Source organism: Achromobacter aegrifaciens (assembly GCF_902859735.1).
In the GTDB taxonomy this organism is placed as follows: Bacteria; Pseudomonadota; Gammaproteobacteria; order Burkholderiales; family Burkholderiaceae_B; genus Achromobacter; species Achromobacter aegrifaciens.
Genome location: NZ_CADIJY010000007.1, coordinates 97,445 through 114,220, shown reverse-complemented (window position 1 = coordinate 114,220; position 16,776 = coordinate 97,445). Strand labels below are relative to the sequence as shown.

Here is a 16,776-nt window from a genome sequence, read left to right as displayed (position 1 = left end):
CTCTGCAAATTGGACAGCAATGGTTAAAACCTCCTCATCCTTGCCGCTGGCGGCGAATCACGCGCGTTTTTCTGAACTCGTCGAACAAACCCTCGCCTATGCGCGCCAGATCGGCGCCTCCGACGCAGCGGCGGAAGTCTCGGAAAGCCTGGGCCTGTCGGTCTCCGTACGCAAGAACGACATCGAAACCGTCGAACAGACCCGCGACCGTTCGCTGGACCTGACGGTCTACGCCGGCCAGAGCCGCGGTTCGGCCTCCACGTCCGACTTTTCCGAAGCGGCGCTGCGCCAGACAGTCGAAGCCGCCTGGCACATTGCGCGCCACACCGCCGCCGATCCGGCCGCCGGCCTGCCCGACTCCGATCAGCTGGCCACCGAATTCCCCGACCTGGACCTGCACCGCGCCTGGGGCGTGTCCACCGAAGAGGCCGCCGAGCTGGCGCTGCGCGCCGAGCGCGCCGCCCGCGAGGTCGATCCGCGCATCACCAATACCGATGGCGCCACCGTGGGCACCTACGAAGGTCAGTTCGTGATGGGCAACACGCGCGGCTTCCTGGGCGGCTATCCGTACTCGCGCCACAGCCTGTCGGTCGCGCCCATCGCCGGACGCGGCAATGGCATGCAGCGCGACTACTGGTACAGCTCCGAACGCGATCCTGCCAAGCTGGCCTCGCCGGAGGCCATCGGCCGCTACGCCGCCGAGCGCACGTTGTCGCGGCTGTCGGCCCGCCGCATCCGCACCGGCAAGTTCCCCGTCCTGTTCGAAGCGCCCCTGGCGCTGGGGCTGGTGGGCGCCTTGACCCAGGCTGCCAATGGCGGCGCGCTGTACCGCAAGGCCAGCTTCCTGCTGGACGCGCTGGGCAAGCCCGTCTTCCCCGAGCACATCAACCTGACCGAAGACCCGCACATCCGCGGCGCCATGGGCAGCTCGCCCTTCGACGACGAAGGCGTGCGCACCCGCCGCCGCAGCGTGGTGTCGGCCGGGGTGCTGGAAGGCTATTTCCTGTCGTCCTACACCGCCCGCAAACTGGGCATGACGACCACCGGCAACGCCGGCGGTTCGCATAACCTGGTGTTCAGTTCCACCCAGACCCGCCGCGGCGACGACTTCGAAGCCATGCTCAAGAAGATGGGCACGGGCTTTCTCGTCACCGAACTGATCGGCCAGGGCGTGAACTACGTCACCGGCGACTACTCGCGCGGCGCGTTCGGCTACTGGGTGGAAAACGGCCAGATCCAGCACGCGGTGCAGGAAATCACCATCGCCGGCAATCTCGCCGACATGTTCAAGCAGATCGTGGCGGTCGGCGCCGACACGATTTCGCGCGGCACCAAGACCACTGGCTCGATCCTGATCGAGCAGATGGCGATCGCCGGAATCTGACGTCGCTAGAGCGGCGGCCACATCATGGCCGCCGCGGACTTGCACGGCCCCCGGTCCTTGCACTGCTTTGCAGCCCCTGCGCGCTGCCCATTCGCGGACCCGCGTCACCCTCTATTTGCAAACCTTTACCCGCTGTCCTGTTAATGTCGGCCCATATCGGCGTGTAATATCCAGCGGGTATTGCGTGATGTCCCAGGTGTTGCGGTAAAGGAGCAAAGAGATGCAACGACGTTCGTTCTTGAAGCACGCCGGTCTCGGCGCTGTCGCCACCGGAGCCGCCGTCAGCGCGCCCGCGTTCGCGCAGGACATGCCCTCATTGAGCTGGCGCCTGTCTTCCGGCTTCCCCAGCGCCCTGGATCTGCGCATCGGCGCCGGCGAAAGCTTCTGCAAGTTCGTCTCCGAAGCCACGGGCGGAAAGTTCAACATCCGCCATTTCCCCGAGGGCGAGATCGTGCCCGCCGCGGACCTGATGGAAGCGGTCTCCACCAAGAAGGTGGAATGCGGCCATGCCTCGTCCCGCGCCTACTACGCCAAAAACCCCGTCTTCTGCTTCGACGCTGGCGTGCCCTTCGGCCTGAACGCCAGGCAGATGAACGCCTGGATGAGCGAAGGCGGCGGCCTGAGGCTGACCCGCGAACTCTTCAAGCCTGAAAAAATCATCAACTTTCCGCTGGGCAACACCGGCGCCCAGATGGGCGGGTGGTACACCAAGGAAATCAAGCGCGCCGGCGACCTGAAAGACCTGAAAATGCGCGTCGGCGGCCTGGCCGGCGACGTGCTGGCCAAGCTGGGCGTGGCGCCGCAGCAGGCCGATCCCGCCAAGCTGGCCGAAGCCTTCGAGAAAGACGGCCTGCAGGCGGTGGCGGGCGCGGGTCCCTACGATGACGACAAGCTCGGTCTTAATAAGGTTGCTAAGTATTACTACGCACCCGGCTGGTGGGCGCCTGGCGAGCAGCTGTCGCTGTATATCAACGACGAGGCCTGGAACGCGCTGCCCAAGAACTACCAGGCCGTGGTGGATGCCGCCGCACAGGCCGCGCATGCCGCCGCCATCGCCCGCTACGATGCCCGCAACGCGGCCGCTCTGGCCCAATTGACGGCAAACGGCACGCAAATCCGTACATTCCCGCGGTCCATCATGGACCTGGCGTTCGAGGCCACGCAGCAACTCTACAAGGACTTGGGCGCCAAAGACCCCAGATTCAAGGCGATGCATGATAGTTACATGGGTTTTCGCGACAGCGAAATGCCATGGTTCCGCCTGACCGAAAGCGCCTACGACCAATACCTGGGCGTAGCGTTATCGGCCAGAACGTAGGACACTTACGCCTGCCGAATAACATTCGGCCAGCGTTAGGGTTTTTGCTAGTAACCACACGTTTTTTACAAAAAAATGGGCGGTTTGTAGGCTTTTGTTGAATGGCGTTCGAGTAGCCGCCTGATACAAAGGAGTAATATCCCGGGTCTTGACGCGCAAACATGGCGCCTTTAGGCGGCATCCGACGTCAATCCGGCAGGATTACATCAGCCCGGATTACCAATATTCCGAGACAGACTTTAAGGTGGTAACAACCATGCAATCCAAGACCAAGAAGCTGCTGGCCGCGCTGATCGCTGCCGGTATCGTCCCGGCTGCCCATGCAGCCGACATCAAGATCGGCGTGGCCGAAGCCCTGTCGGGCGGCGCCGCCCAGTACGGCGTGTCGATCCGCAACGGTTTCCAGCTGGCCGCTGATGAAATCAACGCCGCCGGCGGCATCAACGGCAACAAGATCGTGCTCGTGGTCGAGGACGAACAAGGCAAGAAAGAAGAAGCGATCAACGTCTTCAAGAAGCTGATCTTCAAGGACAACGTCCTGATGGTCTTCGGCCCGACGCTGTCCAACTCGGCCCAGGCCGCCGACCCGATCGCCCAGGCCGCCAAGACGGTCGCCTTCGGCACCTCCAATACCGCTGACGGCATCACCTCCATCGGCAACTACGTGTTCCGCAACTCGGTCACCGAAGCCGACGTGCTGCCGGCCACCATCGCCACCGTCAAGGCCAAGACCGGCCTGAAGAACGTGGCGGTGCTCTACGGCAACGACGACGTTTTCACCAAGAGCGGCTACGACAACTTCAAGAAGGCCCTGGAAGATCAGAAGATCCCGGTCACGACGACCGAAACGTTCGCCAAGGGCGACGTGGACTTCAAGGCCCAGCTGACCAAGATCAAGGGCACCAACCCCGACGCCATCGTGCTGTCCGCACTGCTGGCCGAAGGCGCCCCGATCATGGTGCAGGCCCGCCAACTGGGCCTGAACGTTCCCGTCATCGGCGGCAACGGCATGAACTCGGTCAAGATTTTCGACCTGGCCCCTGGCGGCGCGTCGAACAATCTGTGGATCGGCAGCCCCTGGTCGATCGAGAACAAGGCTCCCGAGAACGTCAAGTTCATCGACGCCTACAAGGCCAAGTTCAATGGCGCGCCGGACCAGTTCGCGGCCCAGTCGTATGACGCCATGTACATCGCCGCCCAGGCGCTGAAGAACGTCAAGATCTCGGGCGACCTGCCCAAGGATCGCGCAGCCCTGCGCGACGCGCTGCCCGCGGTCACCTGGACCGGCGCCACTGGCCCGTTCAAGTTCCGTCAGGCCAACGACCGCGCCGGCAAGCCCGCCGGCTACGATGCCGACCAGGCTCCCATCGTCAGCGTGACGAAGGACGGCAAGTACGTCATCGAAAAGTAAGCGCTGCGCATCCCCGCGCGGGGGGATGCGCCTTGCGGGCGGCGCGGCCGCTCGCAAGGCGCTTTTTATCGCAGGGCCGTCACCCTAAAAGAAATGCCTCCCCGCCGGGAGGCTCAAGGCCATGCAGTGGGCGCTGCATGGGGCCCTCACAGCTTTGGAAAGTCCCATCATGTTCGAACAACAATTCGTCAATGCCTTGTCGCTGGGCTGTGTGTATGCACTGTTCGCGCTGGGCTTCACGCTGATCTTCGGCGTGCTCGGGGTGATCAACCTGGCGCATGGCGCCGTCTTCATGGTTGGCGCCTACGCGGCACTGTTCGTCGTGCAGCAATTCAGCCTGCCCCTTTGGGCGGGACTGATGGCAGCGTTCTTCGTCGCCGGCTTCACCGGAGTCATCATCGACTACCTGGTGCTCAAGCCGCTGCGCAAGCGCAACGCGCCCCACCTGATCCCCATGATCGCCACCATCGGCGTGGGCATCATCCTGAACAACACCGCCCAGGGCATCTTCGGCGCAAGCAACCTGCGTTTCCCGCACGGCACCGTGCCCGAGGAAGTGATCGAGGTCGCCGGCCTGCACCTGACCGTCATTGAACTGGGCATCATCTTCCTGTCCTTCGCGCTGATGGCCGTGCTGATGTACGTCATGCGCCGCACGCAATTCGGCCGCGCCCTGCGCGCCATCGCCGAATCGCCCAAGGCCGCTTGGCTGCTGGGCATCAACGTCGAAAAACTGTTCGTCACCACCTCGTTCGCCGCGGCTGCCCTGGGCGGCGTGGCCGGCGTGCTGATCGGCCTGTACTCCAACGCGCTGTTCCCCCTGATGGGCCAGCCGATGCTGCACAAGGGCATCGCGGTCATCATCCTGGGCGGCATGGGCGACATCCGCGGCGCCATGCTGGGCGGCCTGTTCCTGGGCTTTGCCGAGGTGCTGTCGGTGGCCTACATCGGCTCCACCATGCGCGATGCGGTGGCTTTCGGCCTGCTGTTCCTGATCCTGCTGGTGCGCCCGCAAGGTCTGTTCGGCAAAGTGGTTCAACGCAAGGCTTAAAGAATGAGCGGATTCGAAAACTTCTGGGCCATTTACGGCAACCTGGTGCTCACGCTGGGCACCAACGCCTTGCTGGCCCTCTCCATCTGGCTGACCCTGGCTTGCGGCATGCTGGCCATGGCCAACGCAGCCTTCATGGGCATCGGGGCGTACACCGCCGCGCTGCTCACCATGAACTACGACGCGCCGTTCTCGGTCGCGCTGGCCGGCGGCATGGCCGCGCCCGCGCTGGTGGCGGCGCTGATCGGCTTGCCGACCTTGCGGCTGTCCGGGGTATATCTCGCCATGGCCACGCTGGGCTTTGGCGAAGTGGTTCGCGTGACCATCCTCAACACCGAGTCCATCACCGGCGGCGCGCTGGGCCTTAACGGCATCCCGCAGCTGACACAGTGGTGGCACGTGGTGCTGTCGGTCGTCATCGTGCTGTTCGTGCTGTGGCGCGTGCGGGCCTCCAAGATCGGACGCTCGTTCGACGCCATCCGCGGCGACGAAACCGCGGCCGGCCTGATGGGCATCGACGTGCGCGCCAACAAGATGCTGGCCTTCGTGGCCGGCGCGATGATCGCGGGTCTGGCCGGCGCCCTGAACGCGCACCTGACCTTCTTCATCGGCCCCAACGAATACGGTTTCGACCGTGGCGTGGAAATCCTGACCATGGCGATCCTGGGCGGCATCGGCGGCCTGGCCGGTCCCGTGCTGGGCAGCTTCATCATTACCGTGCTGCCCGAAATGCTGCGCGGTTTTGCCGATCTGCGCCTGGTCGCGAATGGAGTGATTCTGGTGGTGATTGTGTTGTTCCTGCCGCAAGGCATCTGGGATCCGGCGCGCTTCAAGCGCTGGATGCGCCAAGGACGCCAGGGAGGCAAGCGCCATGCTTGAGCTTTCTTCCGTCTCCAAGAGCTTCGGCGGCCTGCATGTGCTGCATGACGTCAGCCTGTCGGTTCCCGAAGGCGCCATCTTCGGCCTGATCGGCCCCAACGGCGCCGGCAAGACCACGGTCTTCAACCTCATCACCGGCCTGTTGCCGCCCAGCGGCGGCACCATCACGTTCAACGGCCAGAGCGTGCTGGACAAGAAGCCGCACCGCATCACGCGCATGGGCATCGCCCGCACCTTCCAGAACATCCGTCTCTTCAAAGAGATGACGCTGCTGGAGAACGTGGTGGTGGGCGCTTATCGCCACATGAACTACGGCTTCCCCAGCCTGCTGCTGGGCCTGCCGGGTTACCGCGAGCACGAAAAGCGCGCCCGCGAGCGCGCGCACGAACTGCTCACCTGGATGCGCCTGGACCACAAGGCCAACGACCTGGCGGATAACCTGTCCTACGGCGAACAGCGCCGCCTGGAGCTGGCGCGCGCGCTGGCCACCGAGCCCAAGCTGCTGCTGCTGGACGAGCCGGTCGCCGGCATGAACACCGGCGAGCGCGCCGAACTCATGCGCGAGATCCTGGCGATCCGCGACCGCGGCTACACCATCCTCATGATCGAGCACGACATGCGCTTCGTCATGGGCTTGTGCGAGCGCATCGCGGTGCTGAACTTCGGCAAGATCATCGCTTGCGGCGGACCCGACGAGATCCGCAACAACGAACAGGTCATCGAAGCCTATCTGGGCCGCGAAGACGACGAAGACACCGAACAAGCGGAGGCCGCCAAATGAGCGCCATGCTGGAAGTCCGCGGACTCGAGGTCAATTACGGCCACATCGAAGCCGTCCGCGGCATCGACCTGGACCTGAACGCCAAGGAAATCACCGCCCTGGTCGGCGCCAACGGCGCCGGCAAGTCGACCACGCTGCTGGCGCTGTCGGGCCTGCTGCCCAAGGCGCGCGGCAAGATCACTTTCGAAGGCGAGGACATCACCAACCTGCCGCCGCACCAGTTGGTGGCGCGCGGTATCGTCCAGGTGCCGGAAGGGCGGGCCATCCTCACCACCATGACCGTGCTCGAAAACCTGGAGCTGGGCGCCTACCGCCGCGGCCTGAAGAACGTCGACTCGGACCTGGAATACGTGTTCAACCTGTTCCCGCGCCTGAAGGAACGGATCACCGGCATCGCCGGCAACCTGTCCGGCGGCGAACAGCAGATGCTGGCCATCGGCCGGGCCCTGATGGCCAAGCCGCGCCTGCTGCTGCTGGACGAACCCTCGATGGGCCTGGCGCCCATCGTGGTGCAGGAAATCTTCCGCTCCCTGCGCGCGATCAACGCCGACGGCCTGACCCTGTTCCTGGTCGAGCAGAACGTGCGCCAGGCGCTGAAGATCGCCCAGCACGGTTACGTGCTGGAGAACGGCGCCATGGCGCTGACCGGCACCGGCCGCGAACTGCTGGGCCATCCGCGCGTGCTGGAAGCCTACCTGGGCGCCTGAGCGGGCGCTCCAGGGCGTGCGTCCCTGATTGTTTGGATGTGCCGGCGGCGCCTCAGGGCGCCGTCGGCGTATTTCCAACGCGGATTAAGTTGCCCACTTTTTGAGCAGCTGTGTTAGAATCGCAGGCTTTCCCTCATTTTGGCTAATGCACGGGCGGGTAATAACGCTTAGGCAAGACGCTGATATCGACTGAATATTTGGAAAACCCGACGGGTTCTTTCTTGGATTTCGGTCTAGTTCGGGGAAAAAAACTGGCTGGATGGTCCAGCCAGGAAAATTTTTATTCTTAGGAACCATCATGAAGACCTTTGTGGCCAAGCCGCATGAAGTCCAACGTGACTGGTTTGTGATCGACGCCAAGGGCAAAGTCCTCGGTCGTGTGGCCAGCGAAGTCGCACGTCGTCTGCGTGGCAAGCACAAACCTGAATTCACGCCGCACGTTGATACCGGTGACTACATCGTCATCGTCAACGCTGCCGATATCGTTGTTACGGGCGCCAAGGCGAAGGACAAGAAGTACTTCCGCCACACGACGTACCCGGGCGGTATCCGTGAAACGAACTTCGAGAAGATGCAAGAGCGTTTTCCCGGCCGCGCCATCCAGAAGGCTGTCAAGGGCATGCTGCCCAAGGGTCCTCTGGGCTACGCCATGATCAAGAAACTGAAGGTGTACGCCGGTGCCGAGCACCCGCACACCGCCCAGCAGCCCAAGACGCTGGATATCTAAGGAAACGCCATGATCGGTAACTGGAATTACGGAACCGGCCGTCGCAAAACCTCGGTGGCTCGCGTTTTCATCAAGAAGGGCACGGGTAAGATCGTTGTCAACGGCAAGCCCGTCGACGACTTTTTCGCCCGCGAAACCGGCCGCATGATCGTGCGCCAGCCGCTGGAACTGACCGGCCACCTGGAATCGTTCGACATCAAGGTCAACGTGCACGGCGGCGGTGAAACCGGCCAGGCCGGCGCAGTCCGTCACGGCATCACGCGTGCCCTGATCGACTACGACGCGACCCTGAAGCCCGCACTGTCGCAAGCTGGCTTTGTCACCCGCGATGCCCGCGAAGTCGAACGCAAGAAGGTCGGCTTCCGCAAGGCACGTCGGCGCAAGCAGTTCAGCAAGCGTTAATACGCTGCTGCAAGAAAAGCCCGCTTCGGCGGGCTTTTTTTCGCACTGTTTGTTCCAGCGCCGGATGCGGTCCGGCCGTTGTACGTCCCGCGCGGAACTCCGCGCATTCCCTCCGGTCGGAAAGAAGGACTGCGGTGCCATTTCGGGCTCTTAGCCGCAACACCCGCTTTCCCGAGCGATACAATCGATCCTCGTTCTACGAAGAGCACACATCATGGCCCAAGCATCGAACACCCGCATCAAGGTTGGTATCGTCGGCGGCACCGGTTACACCGGCGTCGAGCTGCTGCGCTTGCTGTCGCAGCATCCCAATGTGGAATTGACCGCCATCACGTCCCGCAAGGAAGACGGGCTGCCGGTGGCTGACATGTATCCGAACCTGCGCGGCCGCGTGAATATCGCTTTCTCCGCGCCGGAAAAGGCCACGCTGACGGATTGCGACGTCGTGTTCTTCGCGACGCCCCACGGCGTTGCCATGGCCCAGGCCCAGGAACTCATCAATGCCGGCACCAAGGTCATCGACCTGGCCGCGGACTTCCGCCTGCAGGACATCCCCACGTTCGAACGCTGGTACAAGATTCCCCATACCTGCCCGGACATCCTGGCCGAGTCCCAGTATGGCCTGGTGGAGCTGAACCGCGAGGCCATCTCCAAGGCCCGCGTCATCGGCAACCCCGGCTGCTATCCCACCACCGTGCTGCTGGGCCTGGCCCCGCTGCTCGAAGGCGGCAAGAAGCTGATCGATGCGCAAACCCTGATCGCCGACTGCAAGTCGGGCGTCTCGGGCGCTGGCCGCAAGGCGGAAGTGGGCTCGCTCTTCTCCGAAGCCTCCGACAACTTCAAGGCCTACGGCGTGGCTGGCCACCGCCATCACCCGGAAATCGTCGCGCAGCTGGAAAAGATCGCTGGCGGCAAGGTTGGCCTGACCTTCGTGCCGCATCTGGTGCCGATGATCCGCGGCATGTTCTCCACCATCTACGCGCGCATCCTGCCCGAGGCCCGCGATACCGACTTCCAGGCCCTGTTCGAACAGCGCTACGTCGACGAACCCTTCGTCGACGTGATGCCCGCCGGCAGCCTGCCGGAAACCCGTTCGGTGCGCGCCTCCAACAACCTGCGCATCGCGCTCAGCCGTCCCGGCAATGGCGACCAACTGATCGTCCTGGTGATCCAGGACAACCTGGTCAAGGGCGCCGCTGGCCAGGCCGTACAGAACATGAACCTGATGTTCGGCATCCCTGAATCGACCGGCCTGGACCAGGTCGCGATCCTGCCTTGATGTACGCAGGCTTGCGGCCGTAAGGCCGCAAGCCGCCGCTCTTTATGCCCGCCGATTCCTCTACCACGCCCCAGCCTCGCTCCGCCGGCGGATTGGCGCGCGTATTCGTAGGCCTGCTGATCGGCGTGCTGCTGGGCGGTTCCGCCAGTTTTTTCTACGCTCGCAAGCTCTACCGGCCGCAGGATGCCGTGGTGATCAGCGCCCGGCAGGCCGAGGTCCAGGAAGAGGCCATGCGTCAGCAGTCGACCCAGCTGCGTTACACGCAGGGCCAACTGGACACCGCCGACGGCGAACTGGTCATTGAACGCGCCGCGCGCCAGGAACTGGAAACGCAGCTGCGCACGGTCCAGGCCGAGGTCGGCCGGGTCCGCGATCAACTGGCGTTCTATGAGCAGCTGTTGCCGCCGGGCCCCGAGGGTTCGGTGGACATCCGCGGCGTCGAGATCGACCGCAGCGGCGGCGGCCTGCGCTACAAGGTCCTGCTGATGCGCAGCGGCCGCAATGGCGGGTCTCCGTTTTCGGGCGCTTTGCGCTTCCAGGCCACCGGCATCCTGAAGGGCGAGACCGTGAAGGTGGATCTGGCGCCCATGCAGGTCAAGGCCGAATCCGGCTCCGTCGCCATTCCTGGAGACAGCACGCCGACCTCGCCGCTGGCCCTGCAGTTCGACCAGTATCAGCGCAGCCAGGGCATCCTGGCGCTGCCCGACGGATTTGTCCCCGAAAGCGTGACCGTCAGCGTCCTGGAGGGCGACACGGTCCGGGCGTCAAGAAGCGTCAAGCTCGAACTTTGAGTCTGCGCAAGCCCTGCGCTATAGTGACACTATGCGAGCGCCGTTGCCGCTCACCGAAATATGGCCGAACCGGCCAGGAGTGAACCATGAATGCAGTGACCGAAACCGTCGACCTGCAGGCCGCCCCGCCTGCTCCCCTGGTGTTTACCGACTCGGCCGCGGCCAAAGTGAAGGATCTGTTGGCCGAAGAAGGCAATCCTGAGCTGAAGCTGCGCGTTTTCGTGCAGGGCGGAGGCTGTTCGGGTTTCCAGTACGGCTTCACCTTCGACGAAGTCGTGAACGATGACGACACCGTGCTGGACAAGGCTGGCGTGCAACTGTTGGTGGATCCGATGAGCTTCCAGTACCTGGTCGGCGCAGAGATCGACTACAAGGAAGACCTGGAAGGCGCGCAGTTCGTCATCCGCAATCCCAACGCCAGCACCACCTGCGGCTGCGGTTCCTCGTTCTCGGTGTAATCACCCAGGCAGGAAAAGCAAAAGCCCTTCGGCGCGCCGAAGGGCTTTTTGCATGGGCGTGCGGTTTTCAGGCGGGATAGAGCGCGCCCAGGATGCGCGGGCCACGCGCGCCGGTGACGGCGGGCAGGCCCGCCGGCCTGCGCTGCACGAAGGCCTGCGCCAGCCAGGCGAACGCCAGGGCCTCGACTTCCTGCGCCGGCACGCCCAGCGCATCGGTGGCGTGCACGGGCCGCTGCAGGCAGTAGGCCAGCTCACGCATCAGGCCCGGATTGCGCGCGCCGCCGCCACAGACGAAGACTTCCTGCGTGCCCGCCGCGGCCGCATCGACGGCATTGGCGACCGTGCGCGCGGTCAGGCGTTGCAGCGTGGCCTGCACGTCTTGCGGCGCAGGCTTGGGGCCGTCGAACGCGGCCAGGCGGTCGTCCAGCCATTGCATGTTGAACAGGTCGCGCCCGGTGGACTTGGGCGGGGGCAGGGCGAACCAGGGTTCGCTGGCCAGCATTTGTTCCAGCAGCGGCGCCAGCACCTGGCCGGTCGCGGCCCAGCGGCCATCCGCGTCATAAGGCCGGCCCAGGTGACGCTGGCACCAGCCATCCAGCAGGACGTTGGCCGGTCCCGTGTCGAAGCCGCGGGGCGCATGCCCCGGCTCCAGCAGCGTCACGTTGGCGATGCCGCCCAGGTTGAGGACGGCGCGGGCTTGCGGCGCGCCGAAGATGGCAGCGTGGAAGGGCGGCACCAGCGGCGCACCCTGGCCGCCCGCGGCCACGTCGCGGCTGCGGAAATCCGCCACCACGTCGATGCCGGCCAGTTCCGCCAGCACGGCGGGGGCATTGAGTTGCGCGGTGTAGCCCAGGTCGGGCCGGTGCCGGACCGTCTGGCCGTGGGCGCCGATGGCGGTCACGTCGCCGGCCGCGACGCCGGCCTGCTGCAACAGGGCCGCCACGGCCTGGGCATACAGGCGGGCGAGGGCGTTGGCGGCCAGCGCGGCGCGGGCCAGCTCGTCGTCGCCGGATTGATTCAGGGCCAGCAGTTCGCGCCGAAGGTCCGCAGGCATGGGCAGGCTGGCGCTGGCGAGCACGGCTGGCGCCGCGCCGTCGCCCAGGCGCACCAGCACGCCGTCCACGCCGTCCACGCTGGTGCCTGACATCAGTCCGATATAGAGCTGAGCGTTAGTTGTGGAAGGATTCACGAGAGCCTCGAAAAAGAAAAAGCGGCCGCGCAACTGAGAGTGCGGGGCCGCCTTTGACGGGGACGTTAGGCCGGCTTTAGCGGCTGGCCACGTTGGTCAGCGCGTCGGGCAGGGTCTGCTGGAACTCGGTCAGCAGCTGGATCTGCGCCTTGTACGGAGCCACGGCCTGGTTGAAGGCGCGGACTTCGGCGGGTTCCAGGCTGCGGGCGACCGGCAGGTCCACCGACAGCGGATCGATCGGCTGGTTGTCCACGCGGAATTCATAGTGCAGGTGCGGGCCGGTGGCCCAGCCGGTGGCGCCGACATAGCCCAGCAACTGGCCTTGCGAGATCTTCGAACCCTTGGTGATGCCTTCGGCGATGCGGCTCTGGTGGGCGTACAGCGTCGAATACTTGCCGTGGTGCTTGACGATGACGACGTTGCCGTAGCCGTTCTGCCAGCCGGAGAATTCCACCGTGCCGTCAGCGGTAGAGTGGATCGGCGTGCCGGAAGGCGCCGCGTAGTCCACGCCCTTGTGTCCCGTCCAGGTCTTGTGGATGGGGTGCATGCGCATGCCAAAGGTGGAGCTGATGCGGCTGAATTTCAGGGCGGTGCGCAGGAACGCGCCGCGCAGGCTGGTGCCGTCGAAGTCGTAGTACGAACCGCTCTTTTCGTCGGGGCTGAACCAGACGGCGTTGTAGGTCTTGTCGCCGTTGATGAATTCCAGCGCCAGCACTCGGCCGGCGCCGGCGTAGCGGCCGTCGTGCGAACGCACTTCGTAGACCACGCGGAATTTGTCGCCCTGGCGCAGGTCGCGCAAGAAGTCGATCTTGGCGCTGAGGATGTCGGCCATCTGCATGGTGACCGAGTCCGGGATGCCGGCGGCGTCGGTGGCGCCGAACAGCGACGAACGGATCGTGCCCACGGCGACGCGGGTCTGGCGTTCGGTGCTTTCGGTGATTTCCTCGGCCTTGTAGCTGTCGCCTGCCGGCGCGACGTGCAGCATGCGCGTCACGACCTGGCCGTCCGTCTCGTTGCCGGGGGTGTGGATGTAACGCAGCCAGATCAGGTTGCCGGCTTCGTCCGTCGCGGCCTGCACCGAGCGGCCCGGGTACAGCTTGTAGATGCTGCGGGCGCTGGCTTCGTGCGTCAGGAAGGTCTGCAGGCTGGGCGCGTCGAGTTCCAGGCGTTGCAGCACCGCGGCCAGCGTGTCGCCGGCGCGGATCCGGGTTTCGCTGATATAGGGAGCGGCACTGGGAGTGCTGACTTCGACTTGCTCGGCGCTTAGCGGCAGGACGCTGCTGATGATGCGCGAAGGGGGGAGTTCAGTGCGGTCGGGTTGCTGCACCATGCCGAGGGCGGCGGCGCCAGCGAACAGACCAATTGCGGTGACGAGGAGAGTGCGGCGGAAAAGTCCCGAGCGCTGGGGCTTGGGCTCGCCGGGCGCAAACACGGCAGCAACTTTGCGTTTGATGCTACTCGCCATTTCGTGGAGGCCACGATTCATCGTGAAGATACCCTCTCAGGTGGCTAGAGCTCGCAGGGTGCGTGACACGAACGGCCCTCGCGCGCACATTTCGGGGCAAGGGCTGGCGCGGGGCGCATCTTGTGAACAACGGGGTGTAAACCGGACCACAACTGCGTATAGATGGCAATTGCGTATGATTAGGGCGGTATCCTAGCTGATTCGGCTAGAATTTTCGATAGTTTTCGTCACTTTTTACACCTTTTTATCGGCTGAAGCCGAGTTGGTCCCCCTGCCATGTCACCCTCAGAAGCCCCGATTACCCCCGAAGTCGAAGCAGACCTGCGTATAGCGAAGCGCGGTTGCGATGAGTTGCTGGTCGAGTCCGAATTCGCCCGCAAGCTGGCCAGGAGCCGCGCCACGGGCGTGCCTCTGCGCATCAAATTGGGGTTGGATCCGACCGCGCCGGACATCCACCTGGGTCACACGGTGGTGCTGAACAAGATGCGCCAGCTGCAGGACATGGGCCACAACGTCATCTTCCTGATCGGCGATTTCACCTCCACCATCGGCGATCCCAGCGGCCGCAACAACACGCGCCCGCCGCTCACGCGTGAACAGATCGAGGCCAACGCCAAGACCTATTACGCCCAGGCCAGCCTGGTGCTGGATCCGGCGCGCACCGAGATCCGCTACAACTCCGAGTGGTGCGATCCGCTGGGCGCGCGCGGCATGATCCAGCTCGCGTCGCGCTACACGGTCGCGCGCATGATGGAGCGCGAGGACTTCACCAAGCGCTTCAAGGGCGGCATCCCGATCTCGGTCCATGAATTCCTGTATCCGCTGATGCAGGGCTATGACTCGGTGGCGCTGAAGTCCGATCTGGAGCTGGGGGGCACCGATCAGAAGTTCAACCTGCTGGTCGGGCGCGAGCTGCAAAAAGAGTATGGACAGGAGCCGCAGTGCATCTTGACGATGCCGCTGCTGGTCGGGACGGATGGCGTAGAGAAGATGTCCAAGTCCAAGGGCAACTACATCGGCATTTCGGAGTCGCCCGATTCGATGTTCGGCAAGCTCATGTCGATTTCCGACACGCTGATGTGGCGCTACTTCGAGCTGCTGTCGTTCCGCTCTCTGGAAGAGATCGCGGCGCTCAAGCAGGAGATCGATGGCGGCCGCAACCCGCGCGACGCCAAGGTCATGCTGGCCCAGGAAATCATTGCGCGCTTCCATTCCGCCAAGGCTGCCGATGACGCGCTGGCCTCGTTCGAAGCCCGTTTCCGCGACGGCGCGATCCCCGACGACATCCCCGAAGTGAACATCGGCGGCGCGCCGGTGGGCATACTCAAGCTGCTGCGCGAAGCCGGCCTGGTGGCCTCCGGTTCGGAAGCGCAGCGCAACGTGGAGCAAGGCGGCGTGCGCGTCAATGGCGACCGCGTGGAAGACAAATCGTTGCAATTGCCGGCGGGGACTTACGTCGTTCAGGTGGGCAAGCGCAAATTTGCGCGTGTTAACTTGAACCCATGATTGCGAAGTTTTGATACGCTGAGGGTACAGACAGGGGCAGTGGGGCCTTTGCGGCACATCAAGGAGCACGACATGAAACTTTCGAGTTTGTCCTTTTCCGATAACGAGTCGATTCCCGAACGCTACGCCTTCGGCAGGATCGATGCGCAATCGCACGTCGCGCTGGCAGACAACTTCAACCCGCAGTTCTCCTGGGACGAAGTTCCGGCGGGCACGCAGTCGTTTGCCTTGATCTGCCATGATCCCGATGTGCCCTCCGAACCCGACGACGTCAACCAGGAAGGCCGCGAGGTGCCGGCCAGCCTGCCCCGCGTGGACTTCTTCCACTGGGTGCTGGTCGATCTGCCGGCCGACCTGCGCGACATCGAGGAAGGCGCCTTCTCCAGCGGCATCACGCCGCGCGGCAAGGGCGGCCCGCTGGCGCCGATGGATGCGCGCCAGGGCATCAACTCGTACTCGTCATGGTTCGCCAACGATCACGACATGAGCGGCGACTACTTCGGCTATGACGGCCCGTGCCCGCCCTGGAACGACGCCATCCCGCACCGCTACGTCTTCACCCTGTATGCGCTGGACGTGCCCACGCTGAACCTGCAGGGTTCGTTCACCGGCGAAGACGCGCTGCGCGCGATCCAGAAGCACGTGTTGGCGCAGGCGTCGTTGACCGGCACCTATACGCTCAATCCGAAACTGGCTCCCAAGCAGATCGGCGCCACCTCGGCCTGATTCGCCGCGCCACAGAAAGGCCGCAGTCTTGCGACTGCGGCCTTTTTTCATCGCCGAAAAGATTCAGCCCGTGGCGCGCTTGAGCCGCAGCAGCGCCAATCCAAAAGTGATGAAGATGGCGCCGACCAGGCGGTTGATCCAGGTCACGATGCGGGGTTGGCGCAGCAGGCGCCGGGCGCGGTGGGCCAAGGCGCCATAGGCCAGCAGCGACACCAGCGACATGCCCGTGAAGATGCCCGTCAGGATGAAGAACTGCGGCAGCAAGGGCTCGGCCGCGTTCAGGAACTGAGGAAACAGCGCCGTGAAGAACAGGATGGGCTTGGGGTTCAGCGTTGCAACCAGCGCGGCTTCCGAATAGAGCCGCCCGGCGCTGCGCGGCGCCAGCGCGGCGGCGTCTGCGGGCGGCGCAATGTTCGAGCGGCCCAGCAGGTGCCGCAGGCCGATGTAGAGCAGGTACGCCGCGCCGGCCAGCTTGAGCAGCATGAACAGCATGGCGGACGATTGCAGCACCACGCCTAGTCCCAGCATGGCGGCGGCCGACAGCAGGAACAGCCCGGTGACATTACCCAGGGTGGAGGGCAGCACGGCCCGCCATCCACCCGCCGCGCCGTTACGGATGGCCAGCATGGTGGCCGGGCCGGGGCTGACGACGCTGACCGCAGCTACTAACGAGTAGGTTATGAGCGTGGCGCTTTGCATGAA

17 protein-coding genes are annotated in these 16,776 nt (G+C 64.5%); 14 read left to right on the top strand and 3 right to left on the bottom strand.

What is annotated here, in order from left to right:
* The first annotated feature begins 19 nt into the window (after positions 1 to 19).
* From pmbA to erpA, 12 genes are all read left to right on the top strand, one after another.
* Positions 20 to 1,384, top strand: coding sequence for a metalloprotease PmbA (pmbA, locus tag HV766_RS20485; protein ID WP_175181751.1), 1,365 nt, complete (start codon positions 20 to 22; stop codon positions 1,382 to 1,384).
* A gap of 220 nt (positions 1,385 to 1,604) precedes the next feature.
* The gene (locus HV766_RS20480) at positions 1,605 to 2,702 is read left to right on the top strand and encodes a TRAP transporter substrate-binding protein (protein ID WP_175181750.1); all 1,098 of its coding nucleotides are present in this window, start codon (positions 1,605 to 1,607) and stop codon (positions 2,700 to 2,702) included.
* Positions 2,703 to 2,958: 256 nt separating this feature from the next.
* Positions 2,959 to 4,113 carry an ABC transporter substrate-binding protein gene (locus HV766_RS20475; protein ID WP_054458376.1) on the top strand — a complete coding sequence of 385 codons (1,155 nt, stop codon included), beginning with the start codon at positions 2,959 to 2,961 and terminating at the stop codon, positions 4,111 to 4,113.
* 169 nt (positions 4,114 to 4,282) lie between these two features.
* Positions 4,283 to 5,164: a branched-chain amino acid ABC transporter permease gene (locus tag HV766_RS20470; RefSeq protein ID WP_054458379.1), complete on the top strand. Its 882-nt coding sequence runs from the start codon at positions 4,283 to 4,285 to the stop codon at positions 5,162 to 5,164.
* Between the two features lie 3 nt (positions 5,165 to 5,167).
* Positions 5,168 to 6,043 carry a branched-chain amino acid ABC transporter permease gene (locus HV766_RS20465; RefSeq protein WP_054458380.1) on the top strand — a complete coding sequence of 292 codons (876 nt, stop codon included), beginning with the start codon at positions 5,168 to 5,170 and terminating at the stop codon, positions 6,041 to 6,043.
* Positions 6,036 to 6,824: an ABC transporter ATP-binding protein gene (locus tag HV766_RS20460; RefSeq protein WP_054458382.1), complete on the top strand. Its 789-nt coding sequence runs from the start codon at positions 6,036 to 6,038 to the stop codon at positions 6,822 to 6,824. The genes HV766_RS20465 and HV766_RS20460 overlap by 8 nt, the downstream gene beginning before the upstream one ends.
* Entirely contained in the window at positions 6,821 to 7,531 is a 711-nt protein-coding gene (locus tag HV766_RS20455) for an ABC transporter ATP-binding protein (protein WP_054458384.1), read from the top strand. The genes HV766_RS20460 and HV766_RS20455 overlap by 4 nt, the downstream gene beginning before the upstream one ends.
* 298 nt (positions 7,532 to 7,829) lie before the next feature.
* The gene (gene rplM / locus HV766_RS20450; RefSeq protein WP_013391412.1) at positions 7,830 to 8,258 is read left to right on the top strand and encodes a 50S ribosomal protein L13; all 429 of its coding nucleotides are present in this window, start codon (positions 7,830 to 7,832) and stop codon (positions 8,256 to 8,258) included.
* Between the two features lie 9 nt (positions 8,259 to 8,267).
* Positions 8,268 to 8,660 (top strand): 30S ribosomal protein S9, encoded by a 393-nt coding sequence (gene rpsI / locus HV766_RS20445; protein WP_006217310.1) that lies wholly within the window; start codon positions 8,268 to 8,270, stop codon positions 8,658 to 8,660.
* Between the two features lie 214 nt (positions 8,661 to 8,874).
* A complete protein-coding gene (gene argC, locus HV766_RS20440; protein WP_175181749.1) occupies positions 8,875 to 9,939 on the top strand; it encodes an N-acetyl-gamma-glutamyl-phosphate reductase in 1,065 nt (354 codons plus the stop codon).
* Between the two features lie 44 nt (positions 9,940 to 9,983).
* Positions 9,984 to 10,730 carry a DUF6776 family protein gene (locus HV766_RS20435; RefSeq protein WP_054458387.1) on the top strand — a complete coding sequence of 249 codons (747 nt, stop codon included), beginning with the start codon at positions 9,984 to 9,986 and terminating at the stop codon, positions 10,728 to 10,730.
* Positions 10,731 to 10,816: 86 nt separating this feature from the next.
* On the top strand, positions 10,817 to 11,188 hold the full coding sequence (gene erpA / locus HV766_RS20430) for an iron-sulfur cluster insertion protein ErpA (RefSeq protein WP_013391415.1): 372 nt from the start codon (positions 10,817 to 10,819) through the stop codon (positions 11,186 to 11,188).
* Between the two features lie 67 nt (positions 11,189 to 11,255).
* Here the strand turns inward: erpA and HV766_RS20425 are convergent, their stop codons facing one another.
* A complete protein-coding gene (locus HV766_RS20425; protein ID WP_302476946.1) occupies positions 11,256 to 12,377 on the bottom strand; it encodes an anhydro-N-acetylmuramic acid kinase in 1,122 nt (373 codons plus the stop codon).
* A gap of 76 nt (positions 12,378 to 12,453) precedes the next feature.
* On the bottom strand, positions 12,454 to 13,863 hold the full coding sequence (locus HV766_RS20420; RefSeq protein WP_054458392.1) for a M23 family metallopeptidase: 1,410 nt from the start codon (positions 13,861 to 13,863) through the stop codon (positions 12,454 to 12,456).
* Between the two features lie 255 nt (positions 13,864 to 14,118).
* Here HV766_RS20420 and tyrS point away from each other — a divergent pair, with 255 nt between their 5' ends.
* Both tyrS and HV766_RS20410 read left to right on the top strand, forming a co-directional pair.
* Positions 14,119 to 15,348: a tyrosine--tRNA ligase gene (tyrS, locus tag HV766_RS20415; protein ID WP_054458395.1), complete on the top strand. Its 1,230-nt coding sequence runs from the start codon at positions 14,119 to 14,121 to the stop codon at positions 15,346 to 15,348.
* 72 nt (positions 15,349 to 15,420) lie between these two features.
* Positions 15,421 to 16,074, top strand: coding sequence for a YbhB/YbcL family Raf kinase inhibitor-like protein (locus HV766_RS20410; RefSeq protein ID WP_054458397.1), 654 nt, complete (start codon positions 15,421 to 15,423; stop codon positions 16,072 to 16,074).
* Positions 16,075 to 16,137: 63 nt separating this feature from the next.
* Here the strand turns inward: HV766_RS20410 and HV766_RS20405 are convergent, their stop codons facing one another.
* Complete coding sequence (locus HV766_RS20405; protein ID WP_054458399.1) at positions 16,138 to 16,773, bottom strand: LysE family translocator; 636 nt, start codon at positions 16,771 to 16,773, stop codon at positions 16,138 to 16,140.
* Positions 16,774 to 16,776 lie beyond the last annotated feature (3 nt).

Bases quoted from the DNA above. Each gene is read 5' to 3' on its own strand.
- pmbA (WP_175181751.1), top strand. From the start codon at position 20: ATGGTTAAAACCTCCTCATCCTTGCCGCTGGCGGCGAATCACGCGCGT.
- HV766_RS20480 (WP_175181750.1), top strand. From the start codon at position 1,605: ATGCAACGACGTTCGTTCTTGAAGCACGCCGGTCTCGGCGCTGTCGCC.
- HV766_RS20475 (WP_054458376.1), top strand. From the start codon at position 2,959: ATGCAATCCAAGACCAAGAAGCTGCTGGCCGCGCTGATCGCTGCCGGT.
- HV766_RS20470 (WP_054458379.1), top strand. From the start codon at position 4,283: ATGTTCGAACAACAATTCGTCAATGCCTTGTCGCTGGGCTGTGTGTAT.
- HV766_RS20465 (WP_054458380.1), top strand. From the start codon at position 5,168: ATGAGCGGATTCGAAAACTTCTGGGCCATTTACGGCAACCTGGTGCTC.
- HV766_RS20460 (WP_054458382.1), top strand. From the start codon at position 6,036: ATGCTTGAGCTTTCTTCCGTCTCCAAGAGCTTCGGCGGCCTGCATGTG.
- HV766_RS20455 (WP_054458384.1), top strand. From the start codon at position 6,821: ATGAGCGCCATGCTGGAAGTCCGCGGACTCGAGGTCAATTACGGCCAC.
- rplM (WP_013391412.1), top strand. From the start codon at position 7,830: ATGAAGACCTTTGTGGCCAAGCCGCATGAAGTCCAACGTGACTGGTTT.
- rpsI (WP_006217310.1), top strand. From the start codon at position 8,268: ATGATCGGTAACTGGAATTACGGAACCGGCCGTCGCAAAACCTCGGTG.
- argC (WP_175181749.1), top strand. From the start codon at position 8,875: ATGGCCCAAGCATCGAACACCCGCATCAAGGTTGGTATCGTCGGCGGC.
- HV766_RS20435 (WP_054458387.1), top strand. From the start codon at position 9,984: ATGCCCGCCGATTCCTCTACCACGCCCCAGCCTCGCTCCGCCGGCGGA.
- erpA (WP_013391415.1), top strand. From the start codon at position 10,817: ATGAATGCAGTGACCGAAACCGTCGACCTGCAGGCCGCCCCGCCTGCT.
- HV766_RS20420 (WP_054458392.1), bottom strand. From the start codon at position 13,863: ATGAATCGTGGCCTCCACGAAATGGCGAGTAGCATCAAACGCAAAGTT.
- tyrS (WP_054458395.1), top strand. From the start codon at position 14,119: ATGTCACCCTCAGAAGCCCCGATTACCCCCGAAGTCGAAGCAGACCTG.
- HV766_RS20410 (WP_054458397.1), top strand. From the start codon at position 15,421: ATGAAACTTTCGAGTTTGTCCTTTTCCGATAACGAGTCGATTCCCGAA.
- HV766_RS20405 (WP_054458399.1), bottom strand. From the start codon at position 16,773: ATGCAAAGCGCCACGCTCATAACCTACTCGTTAGTAGCTGCGGTCAGC.